We start from the raw sequence: 20,091 nt of genomic DNA, 5'->3' as shown, positions 1-20,091 counted from the left end.
TATTTTTAAGCAACTAAAATATTGACAGCTTCCACTTTGATGATTTCAGGAACGGCCCTTTTTATTGCCTCTTCTACTCCTGCTTTTAGTGTCATCGTGGACATGGGACATGAACTACAGGCACCTGTCAATTCTAAACGAAGTGTAAAATCATCTGTGATTTCCACAACCTTCACATTTCCTCCATCAGCCTCTAAATAGGGTCTGATGCTGTCCAATGCTGCTTCTATTTTTTCAATTAATGGGGAACTCATTTATTTTATCAATTTACTTGTACAACTTCAGTTTTGTTTTTTTCAGCGTTTCGAATAGCAATCTGTCTTGCGACTGCTTCAGCTAAGGCAGAAAATGCTTTTTCAGTAACGCCCGTTTTCAATACTGCGGGGAAGCCTGAATCACCACTTTCCCTTATGCTTTGGACGATGGGTATTTCTCCAAGCAGAGGCACGTCAAACCTTTCGGCAAGTCTCTTTCCCCCTTCTTTTCCAAACAAGTAGTACTTGTTATCAGGCAATTCCTCCGGCGAAAAATAAGCCATATTTTCCACAACACCTAAGATGGGTACGTTAATTTGAGGTTGTCTAAACATGGTCAAACCTTTCGTTGCATCTCCTAAGGCCACTTTTTGTGGGGTAGTTACAATGACGACACCGGTCACAGGCACCGTTTGTACCATGGTCAAGTGGATATCAGAAGTCCCCGGCGGTAAGTCAATAAGCAGGTAATCCAATTCCCCCCATTCCACATCACCGATAAATTGTTTCAAAGCAGAGCTTGCCATTGGACCCCTCCATACTACAGCAGAGTCTGCCGGTGTTAAGAAACCAATTGACATCAATTTGACACCATATTGTTCGATAGGCAAAATGATGTTTTTCCCTTCTACCTGTTTAACTGAAGGCTGTTCGGCTTCGACATTAAACATTATAGGAATAGAAGGACCTGATATGTCAGCATCTATCAAGCCGACTTTGGCTCCCATTTTGGCAAGAGCGACCGCAAGATTGGAGGCTGTAGTAGATTTCCCTACTCCGCCTTTTCCTGAAGCTATGGCAATAATATTTTTCACCTTTGGAAGAAGTGGTGCATTTGCCCTGCTACTTGTAACATTGGAAGTCATGTGAATATCCAAATCAATTTCCTTTCCAAATGTCTCCTCTAAGACTTCTATGCAATTATTTTTGATGACTTCCTTGAGCGGACAGGCAGGCGTGGTAAGTACAACTTTAAATCCGATTCTATTTCCGGAGACTTCCAGATTTTGTATCATGCCTAAAGTCACCAAATCCTTTTTCAAATCAGGATCCTGTACCTTCGAAAGTGCTTTAAGAATGTCGCTTTTTTCTATATTCATTTTTAAACAATGTAAACCCGTCTGCAAAATAGGTTTTAATTATAGTAATTGAAAAACCTATCTTGTATTGGATCCATTAAATATTCCAAATTGATTAACTTTCTTCTATGCCAATAAGTTTCGTATTAAATCCCACCTATTTTATGATGGAATACTTTTTATCTTTGAATCCCAAAATCTAGAAAAAAAGTGATAAGCAGAAATACCACGGACAAGGTCAGGGAAAGGGTGGACATCGAGGAGGTGGTCAATGATTATGTGCCTTTAAAAAAGAAAGGGCAGAATCTTTGGGCTTGCTGTCCTTTTCACAGTGAAAGTACTCCGTCATTTTCCGTTTCTCCTGCCAAGCAGATTTATAAATGTTTTGGATGTGGCAAAGCTGGGGATCCTATCCAATTTGTGATGGATATCGAAGGTATAGGTTTCAATGAGGCGATCCGGCATTTGGCACAAAAATATGGAATCGAAATCGAGGAAGACAAGCAGGTTACCCCCGAGGCTGTTCAGGCATTTAATGAAAGAGAAAGTCTTTACATAGCACTGAATTTTGCAAAGGATTTTTTTGTAAAAAACCTCCAGTCTGAAGAAGGGAAAGCCATTGGTCTCAGTTATTTCAAAGAAAGGGGATTTAACCCTTCTATCATCGAGAAGTTTGACCTTGGCTATGCCTTGGATGGTTGGGACCATCTGCTCAAAGCCGCAAAGCAGGCAGGACATTCTGAAGAAATTTTACTAAAAGCAGGTTTGATCCTTCAAAAAGAAGGTGAATCCGAAAGACTTTATGACCGGTTCAGAGGACGAGTCACATTCACTATCCATAATTTGGGTGGAAAACCCATCGGATTTGGAGCTAGGATTCTGACGCAGGACAAAAAGCAACCCAAATACATCAATTCCCCTGAAACAGAGGTTTACCACAAAAGTGATGTTTTGTATGGGATCTTTCAAGCGAAAAAATCCATCAGGGAAAAGGAAAACTGCTACCTCGTAGAAGGGTATACAGATGTGGTTTCGATGCATCTCGGGGGTATAGAGAATGTTGTAGCCTCATCTGGGACATCCCTTACCGAAAATCAGATAAAACTTATCAAACGCTTTACCGACAACATTACCGTATTGTATGATGGCGATTCGGCAGGTATCAAAGCATCCCTTCGGGGAATTGATATGATCCTCGAAGGAGGTCTTAATGTCAAGGCTGTTGTATTTCCCCAAGGTGAGGATCCTGACAGTTATTCAAGAAAAGTGGGTTCACTTGCTTTTAAGGAATACCTGGAAGAAAAAGCGCAAGATTTTATAGCCTTTAAAATCGGTCTTTTTGCTGAAGAAGCTTCCAAAGACCCGATCAAGCAAGCGGACCTCATCCGTCAGGTGGTTGGCAGTTTGGGTAAAATTCCCGATCCCATCCTCCGTTCAGTGTATATCAAACAGTCCGCAAATCTTCTCGATATTGATGAGGATATCATACAGACAGAGCTGAATAAGATTTTTATCAAATCAGAAAAGGATAAATTCTTTAGGGAGCAAAGAGACATAGAGACTGAAACCAACTTTGAGGAGCTCCTTCCCTCTAAGGAAACTCCTTCCTCATCCTCTTCTCTTATACATATTCAGGAAAGAGAGATGATGCGGCTTTTGGTAAGTTATGGATTTGAGATGGTATCTGAGGAAACGAGGGTTTGTGAATACCTGCTTCAGGAAACTGCAGAACTCACCTTTGAAACAGCTGTTTTTAATAAGATTCTGACTATCTACAAAAACGCGCTTTCGGAAGGGATACTTCCTCAACCCGAATATTTTTTGAATTTTGGTGACCATGAAGTCAAAAATGAAGTAATTCATCTGATCACAAGAAAGTATGAACTCTCTACACTTTGGGAAAAAAGATTTCAGATTTTCACACACCATGAAGCGGATGATTTAGCCAAGACTGTTTATGACAACGTTTTGCATTTGAAGAAAAAAGTGATAAAAAAATTGCTTGAAGAGGCAAAACAGAAAATCAAAGAGGCTGAAGAAGAGAAATTGGCAGTGGAAGAGATCAGCCAAAGAATTGAAGTCTATATGGAACTCAAAAAATTTCAGGTCGAGATAGATAGGCAACTTGGCATTGTTGTCAGCTATTGACCAAACTTTAATTGGTGAAATCCTGTTTTGTAAAGCAAAGGGTACTAATTTTGCCACCATATTATTCAGAATTCAAAAATCAACCATGTCAAATTCAATTCAACTCGATCCAATAGAGGAGGCGGTAAATGCAATAAAAAATGGGGAGGTTATCATTGTTGTAGATGATGAAGACAGGGAAAATGAAGGGGATTTTATCTGTGCAGCAGAGAAAGTAACTCCCGAAATCATCAATTTTATGGCCACCCACGGAAGGGGTCTGATTTGTGCACCGTTGATTGAAGACAGGTGCGACCAATTGGGATTACAACTTATGGTAGGCAATAATACAGCTGCGTTTGAAACTCCCTTTACCATATCTGTCGATCTCATTGGACATGGCTGTACCACGGGGATTTCGGCAAGTGACCGTGCCAAAACCATCCGTGCCTTGATTGATGACAGCATACATCCCGATGAATTGGGCAAGCCCGGACATATTTTCCCACTTAAGGCCAAAAGGGGAGGGGTGCTGAGAAGGTCAGGTCATACAGAAGCTGCAATAGATTTTGCAAGACTTGCGGGATTGTCTCCGGCCGGTGTGCTCGTGGAAATCATGAATGACGATGGTACAATGGCGAGATTGCCCGACCTTGTGGACGTAGCAAAGCGGTTCGGTCTCAAGTTGGTTTCGATTAAGGATTTGATTGCGTACAGGTTAAAAAATGAAAGCCTTATTAAAAGAGAAATAGGTGTGGACCTACCCACCAAATTGGGGGATTTTGACCTAATAGCATTTAGACAGACCAACACAGATGATATACATCTTGCTTTGATCAAAGGTTCATGGACAACCGATGAACCCATCATGGTCAGGGTACATTCTTCCTGTATTACAGGAGATATTTTCGGGAGCTGCAGGTGCGACTGCGGACCTCAGCTTCACAAAGCCATGGAAATGGTCGAAAAAGAAGGTAAAGGAGTCGTTTTATACATGAACCAGGAAGGGAGAGGCATTGGATTGTTGAATAAGCTCAAAGCCTATAAACTCCAAGAACAGGGAATGGACACTGTTCAAGCCAATCTTGCACTTGGTTTGCCGATGGATAAAAGAGATTATGGAGTAGGGGCACAGATACTAAGGGATTTGGGAGTGAGCAAAATAAGGCTGATTTCCAATAATCCAACAAAAAGAGTAGGCCTACTAGGATATGGTCTTCAGATAGTGGAGCAAATCCCAATTGAAATAGCTCCTAATCCACATAACGAAAAGTACCTTACCACCAAACGTGACAAGATGGGGCATAACATTCTTAAAAATGTCAAATAATGAATTTGATCGTCAGTATAAAATTCGATTTTATGCCGAACAAAATTTAAATTGTATCAACCAATTCAATTTAGGATTCGTTATTCACTTAAACCCAATAACTGAATGAGATGAGGTACATACAGCTAACATTGTTCTTCTTACTGATAATTTGTCTTTCTGCATTTGCCCAAAATGGGCAATTTCCATCACAGTTATGGCATAAAGGGCAAATCACAACCACCAGCGGTCAAGTCTTTCAGGGAACTTTAAAATATGACTTGGACAATAACCTTGTGCAACTTCAAAACAGTGGAATTGAAACTTTTGGAGCTTCCAATGTAGTCAATTTTGAAATCTTCGATGAGCAATATGGCGGGATAAGAACATTCTATTCCTTGCCTTACTCCCTTACGGGAGAATATGAAACGCCCATTTTCTTTGAAATTTTGACCGAAGGCAATAACATCGTTTTATTGTGCAGGGAATATATCACTACCGATAACAGAGGGATGGGAATGTACTCTCCCATGGTCATGAATCCTATTTGGGGGCCTCCTTTGTCAGGTGCTTACAGGTTGGCCTTTAATTTTTATTTTCTTAAGGACGGAAATATCCAGAAGTACTCCCAAAAGAAAAAGGAGCTTCTGGATATTTTGAATGACAGGTCTGACGAAGTGGAGTTGTATATGAGGAAAAATAGGCTAACCCACGATCAGCGAGGCGATTTGCTTCGAATCACAGCTTACTACAATCAAATAAAATAATTTTTATGTCAAAAAAACCATTGATTTTGGTTTCCAACGATGATGGAATCACCTCCAAAGGCATCAGGGTATTGGTTAATGTGATGAAAAAACTAGGGGATGTGGTTGTGGTGGCACCCGACAGTCCCCAGTCTGGAATGGGTCACGCCATCACCATCGGGGAAACATTAAGACTGTACGAAGAAGATATTTTTGAGGATGTAGTTGCTTACAAATCCTCCGGTACTCCTGCGGATTGCGTTAAGCTGGCAAAACACCATGTGATGAAAGACAGGCAGCCGGATCTTGTGGTCAGTGGAATCAACCATGGCAGCAATACTTCCATTTCGGTATTGTATTCCGGGACAATGTCCGCTGCGATAGAAGGGGCTTTAGAAGGCCTTCCCTCCATTGGCTTTAGTCTTTGCGACTATTCCTCCAAAGCAGACTTTAGCCATGTGGAAGAATATGTTTACAAAATCGCAAAGCAGGTTTTGGAGAATGGAATTGCCAAAGGAGTTGCCCTGAATGTAAACTTTCCACCCAAAAGAAATGAAGCGATACGTGGTGTCAAAGTCTGCCGGCAAGCACATGCCAAGTGGCAGGAAGAATTTTCGGAAAGATTTGATCCAAATGGGAGAAAATATTTTTGGATGGCAGGCAACTTTGTGAATTATGACAAAGGTGAGGACAATGACGAGTGGGCCATAGCCAACAATTTTGTTTCCATTGTACCATGTCAATATGACCTGACTGCCCACCATGCCATCAGCCAGATCAATGAAGAGTGGAACTGGGATGAACTATAAACAAAAAGGAGGGTATTTATCCTCCTTTTGTTTTTTTAAACACCTGTGTTAAAGCCATTTTTTCAGTAAAATTTCACTTTCTTTCCACAGTCTGTCTCTCATTTTTTTTGAATTTGCTTGAGGAGAGGGTTTTATTGGCTTGCTTTTCTTGAAGTAACCTCCGGAAAATTTCTGATCAATTTTAGTCATTGCCAAGTAGATGGTGGTCTTCGCACCTTCCTCGGCTGTGATCATAAATGGAGCAGCTAATTTCCAAAAGAAACCAAATATCCCGGAAGTTTCTTTTCCGAAATTGGTTTTGACTACACCCGGATGTAGGGCAAATGCACTCATTCCTTTTTCTCCCAATTTTTCTGAAAGGGATTTGGTAAACAAAATATTGAAAAGCTTCACATTGGCATAAGAAAGGAAAGAACTGAATTTTTTGTGGTGATAATTCAAGTCATTGAAGTCAACTTTTGCCGCGCGATGGGCTTCTGAACTTACATTGATGACCTTTGGGCTTGGGGAATCCAAAAGCAAAGGCAGGAGGTGATGAGTTAAAAGAAAATGACCCAAATGGTTGGCCGCAAGGCTCATTTCAAACCCATCTTTGGTAATTTCTTTGTTTTGAAAAATACCACCGGCATTATTGATCAATACATCTAAAGAGGTCGTTTTTTCTTTTATGCTTTTGGCTGCCGCAACTACCGTGTCCATATCTGTCAGGTCACAATAGATGAAAGTCACCTTTTTTTGATCATTGAGTGAGAGGGTTTGGATCAGCTTGTTGGCCTTTGATTCATTCCTGGCGACCAAAAAAATCTCATTAAAATATGGGGTAAGCTTGGAGAAAGCAACTGCTCCGATTCCTGATGTGGGTCCTGTTATGGCAAGTTTCATTTGTATGTGTTTAGGATTGAAACATTTTAATTCTCATATGGTTCAAGAAAACTAATTTTTGATGATATCAAATTATAGGTGGCACAAATTAAAATTTTTGTATTTTTAGCCATGTGATTTCACAAAATTGCATAAAAAGAAACTTGTAGTACCAATACGTTTCGGTTTACATTGGTAACTAGCTAGTTATAATAAAAATGCTTAATCATAGATTGACCTCACCCATTCAAAGTGGAAAAGCGAAAGCCCTTTATTGATATAGACCAAGTATTCAAAGGCAAGAATGCAAGACTACATAAGTGGCTGCCGAGTTTTGTAATCAATTACGTCAAAAAAGTAGTCCATGAAGATGAAATAAACAAAGTCATGGCAAATATTGGCCATCTCCATGGGATGGAGTTTGTCAATGCCCTAATAGGAGAATTTGGAGTGGAAGTAACTCTGACCGGCGCCGAAAACATTCCCCTTGACAGACCTGTGATTTTTGCTTCCAACCACCCCTTGGGCGGAATGGACGGAATAGCTTTTATGTATGCATTGGGCAAATACAGAACTGACCTGAGGTTTTTGGTCAATGATATTCTAACCAATATCAAAAACTTTGAGCCTTTGTTTGTCCCTGTTAATAAGTTGGGAACCAACAGCAGGGATGTTTCCAGGTTGATTGAGGATACGTATGCAGGAAACTATGCTGTTTTGGTTTTTCCCGCAGGTTTGGTCTCAAGGAAGCAGCCTATAGGAATCAAAGACCTTGAATGGAAGAAAAGTTTCATCAGCAAATCCAAAAAGTACCAAAAGGACATTGTACCGGTTTTTATTGAAGGAAGAAATTCAAATTTCTTCTATAACTTCGCCAACCTAAGGAAACGAATCGGTATCAAAACAAATATTGAAATGTTTTATTTGCCCGATGAAATGTTTTCTCAAAGAGGTAAAAAAGTTATCATCCATATAGGAAAACCAATTCCTTACAGTTATTTTGATAAGTCAAAAAGTGAAAGCGAATGGGCCGAGGAAGTAAAACAGATTGTGTATAAAATGGCCTAAATGATAGATTTATGCAAGCGGTAATCCCTGCAGTAGACAGAGAGTCAATAAAAAGAGAGCTTACTCCTGAAAGGTTTTTGCGTTATTCTAACAACGGAAACAACCTGATTTATTTGGTCAACCACCATAATGCCCCCAATACCATGAGGGAAATTGGAAGGTTAAGGGAATTGACATTTAGGCATGCTGGCGGTGGGACGGGCCTTGCTGCTGACATTGATGACAATGACATTCTCCCTAATTGTTACCAACAACTTATCACTTGGAATCCTGAAGATGAAGAAATCGTAGCCGGCTACAGGTTGATCAAATGCAAGGAAGCCGGCTTTGACAAAGAGGGAAATATCAATCTCTCTACGGCCCATTTATTTACATTTTCTGACAAATTTATTCAAGAATATATTCCTTACACGATTGAGCTTGGAAGGTCTTTTGTCCAGCCACAATACCAACCCAGCCTTGATAATAGGAAAGGTATTTTTTCCTTAGACAACCTCTGGGATGGACTCGGAGCCGTGGTAAAACTCAATCCTGAAATCAAATACCTCTTTGGAAAAGTGACGATGTATCCGCATTACAATAGGGAAGCAAGGGACTTTTTACTCTATTTTATGCAGTATTATTTTCCGGATAAAGAAAAACTTGTGGCTCCTCATCCCGAATTGTTTTTAACTTATGAAACTGACATTTCAGAATTTTCCGAACAGCTCAATGGTTTGGGTTACAAAGAAGGGTATAAAGTTCTTAATAGCAGGGTACGGGCTTTGGGTGAAAACATTCCTTCCTTGATCAATACTTATATGAACTTGTCACCAAGCATGAAATCATTTGGGACAGCGATGAATGATGAGTTTGGAGCGGTGGAAGAAACTGGGATTTTAATCACATTGGAAGATATATTCGAAAGTAAAAAGCAGCGGCACATCGAAACTTTTGAGCGGGATAGGGTTTTTGGCAGTAGAGGATAGAAAACATGAAAAAGACCGTCATCATAGGAGCTTCTTCCAACCCTTCTCGGTATGCCTATCTGGCGGCGGAGATGTTTGCCGAGCGTCAAATGACTTTTGTACCTGTAGGGATCAAAACAGGAATCGTGTTTGGCAAGGAAATTTTGAGTATAAAAGAAAAACCTGAAATTAAGGATATTGACACCGTTACCCTTTATCTTGGTCCTCAAAACCAGCCTGAGTGGTATGATTATATTATTTCACTGAAGCCAAAAAGAATCATTTTCAATCCGGGGACAGAAAATTATGAGTTTGAAAAACTGGCCAAGCAAAATGGAATAGATACCTGGGAGGCTTGTACTCTAGTCTTGTTGAGTACCGGTCAGTACTGATTTTTTCTTGCACCTAAAAATAAGTTCATATACCAAATGTGCGGTGCAGAAATCAGAGAAACCAAAATGAAAAAAAGCAAGGTGAGTTGATTCGGTTCCATTATACTACGGGAAAACATCAGGATAAAAGATATACCTAATAAGCTCATGAGAGTAAATGGCAAGAGTTTTATGATAAAACCTTTGATTTTTTGGGTTTGTAAATGATCTTTTAATGCTTCAAATTCTTCGGCCATGCTTGGTAATGAATGCCAGAAACCGAAGTAAATGATAAAGCCCAAAAGCAGAGGGAGTTTGTACAAAAACAAACCAAGAACACTGATCTCAAGCATTAACCAAATCCCTTTTTTACCTAAATTGGAAAAGATCAAAATTGCTGAAAAACCGAAAGTAAACATGATAAACGCAGTGCCATAATGCCTCAATCCTCCCACATTAGTGATAGAAGTCAATATGGAGCTAGTGTATGTGAAGTCACCCCAAAGTATAGAACTCAGAAAGAACAATCCTAAAAATATATAGGTTGATCCTTCAAATTTTTTTAAAGGCAGTTTTATAAAATGACTTTGACCGAAGTGGTAGGCAGACATTAAAATGAAAGCTATCAAAGCCAAGGTGGGGAAAATGAACCAAATTGCGAGATAGACCGCGATGATTGAAAGGTATTTGAGGATAAATTTGATAAGATTTTTGCTGCTGATTATTGGATTTAGCAAAAGATGATCAATGGCTCCATGGGGTATTCCTATTGTGATCAATATTGTTACAAAACAAATCCACTGAAACATTTCATTCCCTTCGAAGAATAAAAGATAGCTGATTCCCAAAACTACCCCAATAATTTTCCCCAAAACCTCAATGCCTTTCATAGTTCAAAAGTGATTTAAGAAAAATTGAAAACTTTAATCGGGATAAAAGCCCTATTTCTTCCCAAAAGCTTGTTTCTTCATGTAGGAACTTTAAGACGAGATTTGCTTGGTTGTTAGAAAACATCTGTCTGAAAATGTCAGGCAAAGCAGTTGGCCACTTGACCGCAATATTTAAAATGATGTTGTCATAAAATCTGAATCTTGGTTTTCTGTTCCACTTTCTCGAGCTTACAGTTCCGGTTTTCCGCAATTCGGATACAATGGACATACAATGTTTTTGTATATCGTAAAAAGTATATCCCGTTGATGGTTTGGAGCATCCGGCCAGTGTTCCAAGGTTAATGATATTTGTCTCTCGATGAAGCGGCGCTTCAAAAGTGGTCATAGGAATGCTTCCTGATTCTTTGAAGGATATTTCATATTCGGATTCTCCGAGTTCATTTTCTATGTACTCTGAAAGCTTTTTTTCCATTTCTGAAATTTCTACACCGCTTTTGGTGTATAAAGTGTATTCGATAAGTGCCTCTTTCTTACTGTACGGCAGGACATAAAAGAAATCAGTTTTGCTTTCTTGATCCGTGACAAAATGCATTAAAGATACAGCACTTGGGTCAAAACAATCATTTTTGCAAGAAACCTTCCAACCTACAAAGGATTGTTTTAATACCGATGAATTATTCAGAGATGGAGAGAAGGAAATACTGTTAAATAAAAAATCAGACTTAAAAACACCAAATTTGGAAGTCATTACTTCTACCGGTTTTCCGGTAATACTTTCAATTTTTTCAACACTATCCTTAATAAACGAAACGTTCGGAAACTTTTTAATTTTCTCAATGACTTCACTGTAGAAATCAGACGATTTGATATGGTAGTATTTCAGATTTTCAAGATCGGCTATTACCGCTTCTTTGGATTTTGATATGCTAATGGAATCCCAAAAAATCAAAGGAGTATTTTTTGGATGTATTTTGAGTGGTTTTTCTGCCCAATAGCACCATGTTCTATCATTTTCGATTTTGGAAGAATTGTCGATAAGCAGGATTTTCTTATCTCTGAGGGGACTGTCAAGAAGATAATAAATCAAACTTAAACCAGCACATCCAAGCCCTGAAATTATATAATCGTAGGTTACCATGGGTTATTTGGGTTTGTAAAAAAAAGGCTTCTCTAGCAAAAGAGAAGCCTTTAGTTTTAATTAAGCGTGTTGTGCTTTTTTGTTTTTGTTTGATTCAGAGATAGCCACTGAATAAATTACTAAACCAAAACCGATTTTGTTGATAGCATCAGCCAAGTTATAGAATAAGTCGATGCTACTTACTTCAAATGCACCTGACAAAAGATTTCCTGGCAATACCATGTAACCCAAAGGATAGATTGACCAGCCTAGAGTGATGAATATTTTCAATAGGAACATAGCTCTACCCAAAGCTGGGCTATCAGAACTTTTTGCCAATTTGGCAACATCTCCTGCAAATACTTCATACACTATGTAAAGGTAACCTACTGTAGAAAAGATACCCCACATTACATTGCTCTCTATTCCTGAAGTCTCTCCGATATAGCCAGTTACAAGCATCAATAAGGAGGCAAGGATAAGTTTGGTCAATGTACTTGTTTTGGCACCAAAAGGTTTGGTTAACAAATAGAACTCTACACACATCAAAGGAACAGTCAATGTCCAATCAACATATCTGAAAGCCGTAGGACTTTGACCTGTCTGAAGGTAGAAGTCTCTCATGTAATAATAGTGTACTGCCGCGATCCCGGTGATTAGACCGGATACTAATAATGATGTTTTCCATTTGTCGCTTACTGAGCTTCTTTCTACGAAAAAGAAAACTGCTGAAGCAAACATAGCCATATATCCCATAAAGAATGTGATGGCTACTGGGTCACTGTTGATGATCTTGTCTAGACCGATCAAATCTGCTGTTAATAGAGTGTTCATAAATAAACGATTTTGGTTTGAATGGATTTTTAAAATATTGTTTGGATAATAAACTTTAGTAATAATATGTAAAGAATAATATTTGTTTAGTAAAAATCATCCTAAACTAAACAAATGTAAATAAAGTGTTGAAAAACAGGGGTGAATGGAAACAAATTGTCCTGCATGAAAATTTTGCATTATTCTGTATTTCCAAATTAACTCAGAAAAAAATTTTGAAGTTTTTATAATTTCAAAAATCTTATAAAAATGATAATTAAAGGTCTGTTTTAAGGTAAGTTTAGGGTAGGTGCTCTCGTTTTTTTTGTGTATAATTACGGGTTAATTAAAGAATGGAAAAATCTCTTTTTTTTCAGAAAAAAGGCATTTTAAACAAGGTATGAGCGAACAAAAAGAAGGAAATCATCAGGATTATTCAGCAGATAATATCCAGGTTTTAGAAGGTTTAGAAGCGGTTAGAAAAAGACCTGCTATGTATATTGGTGACATTGGAGTAAAAGGACTTCATCACCTTATTTGGGAAGTGGTAGACAACTCCATTGACGAAGCACTTGCAGGTCATTGCGACACGATCCATGTTGCTATCAATGAAGATAACTCAGTCACTGTAGAAGATAATGGAAGGGGCATTCCGACAGACATGCACCTTAAGGAAAAAAAGTCGGCTCTAGAAGTTGTCATGACCGTACTTCACGCAGGAGGTAAGTTTGATAAGGATACTTACAAAGTTTCCGGTGGTCTACATGGCGTGGGTGTTTCTTGCGTCAATGCTTTGTCTACAGATTTAAAAGCTACTGTTCATAGAAACGGGAAGATTTTTGAGCAGGAATACAAAATTGGTGTTCCTCAATATCCCGTAAGGGAAATCGGTGTGACTGAAAAAAGAGGTACCATTATCCACTTCAAACCTGATACTTCCATCTTTACCCATACGGAGTTCAAATATGAAACCATTGCTACCAGACTGAGGGAAATGTCCTTTTTGAATGCAGGGATAAGGATTTTTCTCAAGGATTTTAGAGAGTTGGAAGATGATGGTTCACCAAGGACAGATGAGTTCTTTTCCGAGGGTGGTTTGGTGGAGTTTGTTCAATACCTAGATGAGACCAAGGAAAAAATCATCGAGTATCCTATCTATATAGAATCCGAAAAAGGAAATGTTCCTGTTCAGGTGGCGATGAGTTATAACTCATCTTATTCCGAAAATGTGGTTTCCTACGTCAATACCATCAATACTTATGAAGGTGGTACGCATGTTTCTGGTTTTAGGATGGCATTGACCAGAACCTTAAAAAGCTACGCTGACAAATCAGGTATGCTTGACAAGTTAAAGCTTGAAGTTTCTGGTGATGATTTCCGCGAGGGTCTGACAGCTGTTATTTCAGTCAAGGTTGCAGAACCCCAGTTTGAAGGACAGACCAAAACAAAACTCGGAAACTCTGATGTGCAAGGTGCCGTCAATAGTGCTGTATCTGAGGTTTTGCAGGTTTGGCTGGAAGAGCATCCAAAAGAAGCAAAGATAATTGTAGGTAAGGTGGTCTTGGCAGCCCAAGCAAGACATGCAGCTCGAAAGGCACGTGAAATGGTGCAGCGTAAAAATGTTCTTGGCGGTGGAGGCCTTCCGGGGAAACTCGCGGATTGTGCCAATTCTGATCCTACTGTATGTGAACTTTATCTTGTCGAAGGAGACTCGGCCGGTGGATCTGCCAAGCAGGGCCGTGATAGAGATTTTCAGGCGATTCTTCCATTAAAAGGAAAAATCCTCAACGTGGAAAAAGCCCACGAGCATAAGATATACGACAATGAGGAAATCAAAAATATTTTAACTGCTTTAGGCGTCAGATTTGGTACGGTGACTAATGACAAGGAATTGGACATGTCTTCTTTGAGGTACCATAAAATAGTCATCATGACGGATGCTGATATTGACGGTTCACACATTCGGACATTGATATTGACACTCTTTTTTAGGTATATGCGCCCATTGATTGAAAATGGATATGTGTACATCGCCCAGCCTCCTCTTTATTTGTTGAAAAAAGGCAAAGACGAAAGATACTGTTGGAATGAGGAAGAAAGAAAAAGGCTGACCCGTGAAATGGCCGGTGAAGGCAAAGAAGACAGTGTTAATATCCAACGATATAAGGGTCTTGGAGAAATGAATCCGGAGCAGCTTTGGAGTACCACCATGGATCCGAATACTAGGACATTGAAGCAGGTTACCATAGAATCGGCTGCGGAAGCTGACCATTTATTCTCCATGTTGATGGGGGATGAAGTGGCGCCAAGGAGGGATTTTATTGAAAAAAATGCCAAATACGCCAAAATTGATTCTTGATCTCAAAAAATTCAATTTAAAAAGGGGCCAAAAGCCCTTTTTTTTTGTTTATTAACGAATTATTAACCTCTTCGGGGGAAATGATTTCCGCAGATTATTAGATTTGTAGCATACAGCATATCGTTATGAGAATACCTTCTAGAGATAAATTTGAAAGCATCATTGAGAGCAGTGATCTGGTCAGCAGGGACTTAAGTTGGATGAAATTCAATGACCGTGTTCTAGACCAATCCAAGAAAAAAAGCAGGTGTATTTTTGAGAAATTAAAATTTTTGGCCATTACAGCATCCAATTTGGATGAGTTTTTCATGATCAGGGTGGGTTCACTTTACAATTACCTTGACTATGACAAAGAAAGGGTGGATTATTCCGGTTTGCGGGAAGAACCTTTCAAAATGAAACTGATGCTTGAATGTCAGGAATTTCACAAACGCCAACAAGAACATTTTCAAAAAGAACTGCTTCCTAAAATGTCTGAGGACGGTTTTATCCTCAGCAATGTCAGAAACCTTGAGCCTGAGGAACAGGAATATATCAAGTCCTATTTCAATAAAGCAGTATATCCGATGCTGACTCCGATGGTTTTTGATGGCTACCGGACTTTTCCGATACTGATGAATAAACTCCTTATTTTTGGGGTGGTGACTTTGGCTCCTGGAGATAAAAAAGAAAATAGAAAACTCTCTTTCGTACAGATACCGGCTAATATCCCAAGGTTTTTTGAGATCGAAAGGGAGGATATGGTTGTCTATATTCCCATTGAGGAGGTCATAAGAGAAAACATCGTTTCTTTATTTCGGAATGTAAATATTGAGTCCATCAATCTTTTCAGGATTACCAGAAATGGGGACTTTACATTGGAGGAAAGTGAAGATATGGATGCCAACTTTTTGGAAGAAGTTAAAAGGAAACTGAATGAGCGGAAAACGGGGAGGGTTGTAAGGATCGAAATCGAAGAAGGGTATAGCCGCTGGATGGTAAGCTTGCTCAAAGAACGATGGAATATTGGTGATGACAGTATTTTTAAAGTGGAGCGAGCCAGCATGCTGGATTTCACAGGACTCTGGCAGGTTATTGGCAATAGACGGTTCAAAGACAAGTTGCCGCAGATTCCGGCGCCGGTTCCTCCTTTGTCATATCCTGAAGAGGGATCTGAAGATATTTTCCAGGTACTGAAGGAAAGGGATATTCTCCTGCATCATCCCTACAATAACATTGACCCCATCCTTGAACTCATCGAAAAAGCAGTCGATGACCCGACAGTCATGGCAATCAAAATGACCATTTACAGGTTAGCTAAGGAAAGCCGAATTACCAAAGCCCTCCTTAGGGCGGCAGAAAATGGAAAGCATGTATCCGTTCTTTTCGAGGTAAAGGCAAGATTCGATGAAGAAAATAATATTAGGGAAGCTAAAAAGCTTCAAAAAGCCGGTTGTTTTGTGATCTATGGAATCAGTAACCTGAAGACCCATACTAAGCTTCTCCTAATTGTCAAAAAAGACGAGGACCGTGTGATGCGTTTTGTTCACCTTGGTTCAGGCAATTACAACGAAGATACTGCGAGGCTTTATACTGATATTGGTTTGTTGACCACAAATGAAACTTTGGCAAATGATGTCTCGGAGTTTTTCAATGTCATCACAGGCCATTCTATGCCTTCCACCTACCAGAACCTGATTACGGCTCCTAGAGATATGAGGAACCAACTCGTCGAATTCATTGAGCAGGAGGCCTATAATGCGAGGGCAGGATTACCTTCAGGGGTGTTTATTAAAGTCAATTCATTGGAGGATTCGGAGATTATTTACGCTTTGTATAGGGCTTCCCAATCCGGCGTTCCTGTCAAGTTGATCATCCGTGGCATATGCTGCCTGCGTCCCGGAAGGATGGGATTAAGCGAAAATATCGAGGTTTTGTCCTTGGTGGGGGATTTCCTTGAACATTCTCGGATATATCATTTTCATAACAACGGACAAACAAGAACTTATGCAGGAAGTGCTGATATGATGGTCAGGAGTTTTGATAAGAGACTGGAGTCTCTATTTAGAATTCAGGACCCTTTCCTTGAAAAACAGTTGATGAATATAATTTCATTCAACTTAAGGGATAATGTAAATGCTTATATCATGCAAGAGGATGGGAATTATTTGCCAAAAGTTCCCAGCGAGGGTGAGGAGGAATTCAATGTACACAAAGAATTTTTCAATCTAAATGCTCAGGATATCAAGCAAGTAAAACTCATAGGCTAAAATCATTTTGCAATATCAAAAAGTAAAAGGCTGTGAATTTTCACAGCCTTTTACTTTTGTTTTTTTTGTAAAGTACCTGCATCATACCATCCTTTAATCCGACATCGGGTACCACCATTTTCTTAGACGAAGCAGCAGACATTGCAGCAAGGTAGATTTTGGAAGCGGGAATGATAACATCTGCCCGATCGGGATTGAGATTGAGTTTGTTGATTCTTTCTTCGTAAGAATATGATTCAAGATAAGACTGTACTTCTTTGATTTTTTCTATTCCCAGGGTCCTATTGTTTTTACTTGGATTGGTGAGTTCCAATATTTTGTTGATGTTTCCGCCTGTTCCGATGCAGGCGATGTTATCCTGTTTGTTTACATGGTCAGTAATGAATTTATTCATGCTTTTCCATACCGAGATAGGAATATTATCGTCCAATGCTCTAACAGAGCCTATTTTGAAAGATTTGGTAGCGATTTTTTCTTTATTGATATAGATGTTTAATTCTGTGCTTCCGCCCCCGACATCTACGTGTAGGTAAGATTTTTCATCAATGAATCCACCTAATGCCATATTTATTAATTCAGCTTCATGATTTCCATCAATAATGTTGATTTTCATACCGATATCTTCACGGACTTCTTCACAGATTTCGCGGCCGTTTACTGACTCTCTCATAGCAGAGGTCGCACAAACCATGTAATCGTCGACTTCATATAGGTCAATGAGAAGTTTGAATGCCTTCATCAGTTTGACAAACTTACTTCGATTTTTGTCGGAAATTTTTTGGGTATGGAAAACATCAAGACCCAGCCTAAGAGGAAATCTGAGGTATTCTAATTTCTTGAAATTTGTAATTCCTTCGTAATGGGTGACGTTGGTGATCTGTAATCTGATGGCATTGGAGCCGATATCTACTGCAGCTAATTTCAATCCTAGTAGGTTTAATTCATATTCCTGTCTCAATGACAATACTAAATTACCCAAAAAACACTCAGTAATCGATCAAAGATTCATTTTTTTTGGACTTGTACCTTTGTCAGAATTTATTGTTTCTGAATAGAATCTGACCCCTGAGTGCTGGTAATCTTTTTAAAGAGAGGAATTGGTGATTGGTTACATTTTCTGATAATAGTGTTTTTTGAGTCTTTTTTTGACTCTGAAAAAACTATAAATTCCTAAAAACAGTGTTCCCAAACTCAAAGCAAAGGCTACCCAACCCAAGTTCCTGACATGTTCCAGGGCATTTACTTCCATCAGGGCGGTACCACTGACTAAAAAGTACAAAGATGTCCTGATAAAGGAAAGCAATGTTCTGTCATTGGCAAGGTATGTTCTTTGTCTCGCTAAATAATCCCTGACGATAAGGTCCTGTTCTGATAAATTTTCTTTTTCCATTGCTTTTAAAGTAAATCCAACTGCAAAGAAAAACTATTTTCAAGGTAATGATCCGTGATTTTATACACAGACCCAGTATTTTTTTATTCTTCCCAAATTATTTCCTGGTTTTATTACTTTTGGGATTAGAAGAAAATTGACAATAAAGGGCATACATTGCCACAGTAACAAGATTTAGATGAAGAATCCAAACAGGCCTCATTTTGATGATATATATATGGAATTGGCGGTGAATTTGGCCAAAAGGTCGCATTGCATTAAGAAGCATGTAGGCGCCGTCCTGACCAAAGATACGAGGATCATCTCCATCGGATATAATGGGCCTCCTGCCGGAACCCACAATTGCGACGAGGAGTTTCCTGACACAGGTTGCGCAAGAGACAGCAAAGGAAGCTGTTCACTTGCATTACATGCAGAACAAAACGCCATTTTATATGCCGTAAAAAACAGTACCTCAGTAGAAGGTTCAACACTTTATGTGACTTTGGCCCCATGTCTGGCCTGCGCTAGAATCATCTTTTCTATGGGCATAGTAAAAGTCGTCTATATGTATTCCTATGCCGATTACAAAGGACTTCCATTTGATGAGGGATTAGAATTTCTTAAAAAATTTGGTGTTGAGATCTTCAAATATGACAAAGAAGTCATTTTTGAAGATCCGCTTATTTAGAGAAAGTTAACTTCCGGTTGGAGGACAACATTGAATTTCTTTTGCACGGATTCTTGGATTTTGGAGCTCAGTTCTTTGATTTCATTCCCTTCTCCACCGCCATAATTGACCAATACTAAAGGCTGTAATTGGTGAACGCCAATGTTTTCAAATCGTTTCCCTTTCCAACCTGCCTGTTCGATAAGCCATGCAGCAGGGATTTTGATTCCCTCTTCATTGGAAAAGCCTGGAACATTGGGGTATGCTGATTTTATTTTTTCAAAAATTGGAACCGGGACTGTGGGGTTTTTGAAAAAACTTCCTGCATTTCCAATACGAGCCGGGTCGGGCAATTTGCTTCTTCGGATATCAATGACTGCATCACTGATGTCTTTGATAGTAGGGGATTCTATTCCTTTTTCAATTAAAGTCTGCTTAATCGCTCCATATTCCGCGTTAATAACAGGGGCTTTTGATAAGTGAAAAACCACATGGGTAATGACATACCTTTCCTTCAAGTCATTCTTGAAAACACTTTCTCTATATCCAAACCTACATTCTTCGGATGAGAAATTTTTGATTTCAAGAGTATCTCTGTCTACGGCCTCCAAATGGTCAAATACTTCCTTGATCTCAACACCATAAGCTCCAATGTTTTGCATAGGAGATGCGCCAACTGTTCCGGGTATCAAAGAGAGATTTTCCACTCCTGCCCAGTTATTTTGGATGCAATACATTACGAAGTCATGCCAGCTTTCTCCCGCGCCAACTTTTAAAAAAATCTCTTTTTCATTTTCTCCAATCAATTCGAATCCTTTGATTTCCATTTTTAGTACCAAAGCCTCGAGATTTTTTGTCAAGAGAATATTGCTTCCCCCACCCAAAACAAATAGAGGGAGGTGCATTTCTTCGGATTTTCGGATGAGGTATTTTACTTCATCGGTCGATTTTGCCTGAGCAAAAAATCTTGCATTTTTATCAATTCCAAAAGTATTGAAAGGCAATAGAGAAATGTTTTCTTGTATATTCATGGCATTGATCCGATGCTGCGAA

General features: G+C 39.2%; 19 protein-coding genes. 10 read left to right on the top strand and 9 right to left on the bottom strand.

What is annotated here, in order from left to right; genetic code table 11:
- Positions 1-5: 5 nt before the first annotated feature.
- Together MMU07_RS12865 and MMU07_RS12860 are read right to left on the bottom strand one after the other, a co-directional pair.
- Positions 6-254, bottom strand: coding sequence for a NifU family protein (locus MMU07_RS12865; RefSeq protein ID WP_241126282.1), 249 nt, complete (start codon positions 252-254; stop codon positions 6-8).
- A gap of 8 nt (positions 255-262) precedes the next feature.
- Positions 263-1,354, bottom strand: coding sequence for an Mrp/NBP35 family ATP-binding protein (locus tag MMU07_RS12860; protein ID WP_241126281.1), 1,092 nt, complete (start codon positions 1,352-1,354; stop codon positions 263-265).
- Positions 1,355-1,543: 189 nt separating this feature from the next.
- Between MMU07_RS12860 and dnaG the strand changes: the two genes are divergently transcribed.
- From dnaG to surE, 4 genes are all read left to right on the top strand, one after another.
- Entirely contained in the window at positions 1,544-3,481 is a 1,938-nt protein-coding gene (dnaG, locus tag MMU07_RS12855; protein WP_241126280.1) for a DNA primase, read from the top strand.
- Positions 3,482-3,566: 85 nt separating this feature from the next.
- Positions 3,567-4,790, top strand: a complete 1,224-nt coding sequence (locus MMU07_RS12850) for a bifunctional 3,4-dihydroxy-2-butanone-4-phosphate synthase/GTP cyclohydrolase II (protein WP_241126279.1) — start codon at positions 3,567-3,569, stop codon at positions 4,788-4,790.
- Positions 4,791-4,900: 110 nt separating this feature from the next.
- Positions 4,901-5,536, top strand: coding sequence for a hypothetical protein (locus tag MMU07_RS12845; protein ID WP_241126278.1), 636 nt, complete (start codon positions 4,901-4,903; stop codon positions 5,534-5,536).
- A gap of 5 nt (positions 5,537-5,541) precedes the next feature.
- Positions 5,542-6,324, top strand: a complete 783-nt coding sequence (gene surE / locus MMU07_RS12840; protein WP_241126277.1) for a 5'/3'-nucleotidase SurE — start codon at positions 5,542-5,544, stop codon at positions 6,322-6,324.
- 48 nt (positions 6,325-6,372) lie between these two features.
- Here surE and MMU07_RS12835 read toward each other — a convergent pair whose 3' ends face one another.
- On the bottom strand, positions 6,373-7,206 hold the full coding sequence (locus MMU07_RS12835; RefSeq protein WP_241126276.1) for an SDR family NAD(P)-dependent oxidoreductase: 834 nt from the start codon (positions 7,204-7,206) through the stop codon (positions 6,373-6,375).
- Positions 7,207-7,437: 231 nt separating this feature from the next.
- On the opposite strand from MMU07_RS12835, the gene MMU07_RS12830 reads away from it, so the two are divergent.
- From MMU07_RS12830 to MMU07_RS12820, 3 genes are read left to right on the top strand one after another with little or no spacing between them, the layout of a single operon-like run.
- Entirely contained in the window at positions 7,438-8,253 is an 816-nt protein-coding gene (locus MMU07_RS12830; RefSeq protein ID WP_241126275.1) for a 1-acyl-sn-glycerol-3-phosphate acyltransferase, read from the top strand.
- Between the two features lie 11 nt (positions 8,254-8,264).
- Positions 8,265-9,221: a GNAT family N-acyltransferase gene (locus MMU07_RS12825; RefSeq protein ID WP_241126274.1), complete on the top strand. Its 957-nt coding sequence runs from the start codon at positions 8,265-8,267 to the stop codon at positions 9,219-9,221.
- A 5-nt stretch (positions 9,222-9,226) separates the two neighbouring features.
- Positions 9,227-9,592, top strand: a complete 366-nt coding sequence (locus MMU07_RS12820; RefSeq protein ID WP_241126273.1) for a CoA-binding protein — start codon at positions 9,227-9,229, stop codon at positions 9,590-9,592.
- Here the strand turns inward: MMU07_RS12820 and MMU07_RS12815 are convergent.
- The 3 genes from MMU07_RS12815 to MMU07_RS12805 all read right to left on the bottom strand — a co-directional run bounded on the left by MMU07_RS12815 (position 9,583) and on the right by MMU07_RS12805 (position 12,412).
- Positions 9,583-10,380, bottom strand: a complete 798-nt coding sequence (locus MMU07_RS12815; RefSeq protein ID WP_241126295.1) for a Brp/Blh family beta-carotene 15,15'-dioxygenase — start codon at positions 10,378-10,380, stop codon at positions 9,583-9,585. The two genes, MMU07_RS12820 and MMU07_RS12815, sit on opposite strands and share 10 nt — an antisense overlap.
- Positions 10,381-10,447: 67 nt before the next feature.
- Positions 10,448-11,599: a lycopene cyclase family protein gene (locus tag MMU07_RS12810; protein ID WP_241126272.1), complete on the bottom strand. Its 1,152-nt coding sequence runs from the start codon at positions 11,597-11,599 to the stop codon at positions 10,448-10,450.
- A 60-nt stretch (positions 11,600-11,659) separates the two neighbouring features.
- Complete coding sequence (locus MMU07_RS12805) at positions 11,660-12,412, bottom strand: bacteriorhodopsin-like (RefSeq protein ID WP_241126271.1); 753 nt, start codon at positions 12,410-12,412, stop codon at positions 11,660-11,662.
- A 379-nt stretch (positions 12,413-12,791) separates the two neighbouring features.
- Between MMU07_RS12805 and gyrB the strand changes: the two genes are divergently transcribed.
- Both gyrB and ppk1 read left to right on the top strand, forming a co-directional pair.
- Complete coding sequence (gyrB, locus tag MMU07_RS12800; RefSeq protein ID WP_241126270.1) at positions 12,792-14,750, top strand: DNA topoisomerase (ATP-hydrolyzing) subunit B; 1,959 nt, start codon at positions 12,792-12,794, stop codon at positions 14,748-14,750.
- Positions 14,751-14,875: 125 nt separating this feature from the next.
- A complete protein-coding gene (ppk1, locus tag MMU07_RS12795; RefSeq protein ID WP_241126269.1) occupies positions 14,876-16,999 on the top strand; it encodes a polyphosphate kinase 1 in 2,124 nt (707 codons plus the stop codon).
- Between the two features lie 40 nt (positions 17,000-17,039).
- On the opposite strand, the gene MMU07_RS12790 is transcribed toward ppk1, so the two are convergent.
- Positions 17,040-17,924, bottom strand: a complete 885-nt coding sequence (locus tag MMU07_RS12790) for a Ppx/GppA phosphatase family protein (RefSeq protein ID WP_241126268.1) — start codon at positions 17,922-17,924, stop codon at positions 17,040-17,042.
- A 183-nt stretch (positions 17,925-18,107) separates the two neighbouring features.
- The gene (locus MMU07_RS12785) at positions 18,108-18,389 is read right to left on the bottom strand and encodes a DUF202 domain-containing protein (protein WP_241126267.1); all 282 of its coding nucleotides are present in this window, start codon (positions 18,387-18,389) and stop codon (positions 18,108-18,110) included.
- A gap of 178 nt (positions 18,390-18,567) precedes the next feature.
- On the opposite strand from MMU07_RS12785, the gene MMU07_RS12780 reads away from it, so the two are divergent.
- A complete protein-coding gene (locus MMU07_RS12780; protein ID WP_241126266.1) occupies positions 18,568-19,059 on the top strand; it encodes a deoxycytidylate deaminase in 492 nt (163 codons plus the stop codon).
- On the opposite strand, the gene murB is transcribed toward MMU07_RS12780, so the two are convergent.
- Positions 19,056-20,069: a UDP-N-acetylmuramate dehydrogenase gene (murB, locus tag MMU07_RS12775; protein WP_241126265.1), complete on the bottom strand. Its 1,014-nt coding sequence runs from the start codon at positions 20,067-20,069 to the stop codon at positions 19,056-19,058. The two genes, MMU07_RS12780 and murB, sit on opposite strands and share 4 nt — an antisense overlap.
- Positions 20,070-20,091 lie beyond the last annotated feature (22 nt).

It is taken from the genome of Cognataquiflexum nitidum, from assembly GCF_022538055.1.
Classification (GTDB): domain Bacteria; phylum Bacteroidota; class Bacteroidia; order Cytophagales; family Cyclobacteriaceae; genus Cognataquiflexum; species Cognataquiflexum nitidum.
Note: the sequence above shows the minus strand (reverse complement) of the source record. Positions and strands in the feature narration are given on the sequence as shown.

Coding starts and splice junctions, on each gene's coding strand:
- MMU07_RS12780 (WP_241126266.1), top strand. CDS start 18,568: ATGAAGAATCCAAACAGGCCTCATTTTGATGATATATATATGGAATTG.
- MMU07_RS12845 (WP_241126278.1), top strand. CDS start 4,901: ATGAGGTACATACAGCTAACATTGTTCTTCTTACTGATAATTTGTCTT.
- MMU07_RS12825 (WP_241126274.1), top strand. CDS start 8,265: ATGCAAGCGGTAATCCCTGCAGTAGACAGAGAGTCAATAAAAAGAGAG.
- MMU07_RS12850 (WP_241126279.1), top strand. CDS start 3,567: ATGTCAAATTCAATTCAACTCGATCCAATAGAGGAGGCGGTAAATGCA.
- MMU07_RS12860 (WP_241126281.1), bottom strand. CDS start 1,354: ATGAATATAGAAAAAAGCGACATTCTTAAAGCACTTTCGAAGGTACAG.
- ppk1 (WP_241126269.1), top strand. CDS start 14,876: ATGAGAATACCTTCTAGAGATAAATTTGAAAGCATCATTGAGAGCAGT.
- MMU07_RS12835 (WP_241126276.1), bottom strand. CDS start 7,206: ATGAAACTTGCCATAACAGGACCCACATCAGGAATCGGAGCAGTTGCT.
- MMU07_RS12820 (WP_241126273.1), top strand. CDS start 9,227: ATGAAAAAGACCGTCATCATAGGAGCTTCTTCCAACCCTTCTCGGTAT.
- gyrB (WP_241126270.1), top strand. CDS start 12,792: ATGAGCGAACAAAAAGAAGGAAATCATCAGGATTATTCAGCAGATAAT.
- surE (WP_241126277.1), top strand. CDS start 5,542: ATGTCAAAAAAACCATTGATTTTGGTTTCCAACGATGATGGAATCACC.
- MMU07_RS12865 (WP_241126282.1), bottom strand. CDS start 254: ATGAGTTCCCCATTAATTGAAAAAATAGAAGCAGCATTGGACAGCATC.
- MMU07_RS12815 (WP_241126295.1), bottom strand. CDS start 10,380: ATGTTTCAGTGGATTTGTTTTGTAACAATATTGATCACAATAGGAATA.
- murB (WP_241126265.1), bottom strand. CDS start 20,069: ATGAATATACAAGAAAACATTTCTCTATTGCCTTTCAATACTTTTGGA.
- MMU07_RS12810 (WP_241126272.1), bottom strand. CDS start 11,599: ATGGTAACCTACGATTATATAATTTCAGGGCTTGGATGTGCTGGTTTA.
- MMU07_RS12805 (WP_241126271.1), bottom strand. CDS start 12,412: ATGAACACTCTATTAACAGCAGATTTGATCGGTCTAGACAAGATCATC.
- MMU07_RS12785 (WP_241126267.1), bottom strand. CDS start 18,389: ATGGAAAAAGAAAATTTATCAGAACAGGACCTTATCGTCAGGGATTAT.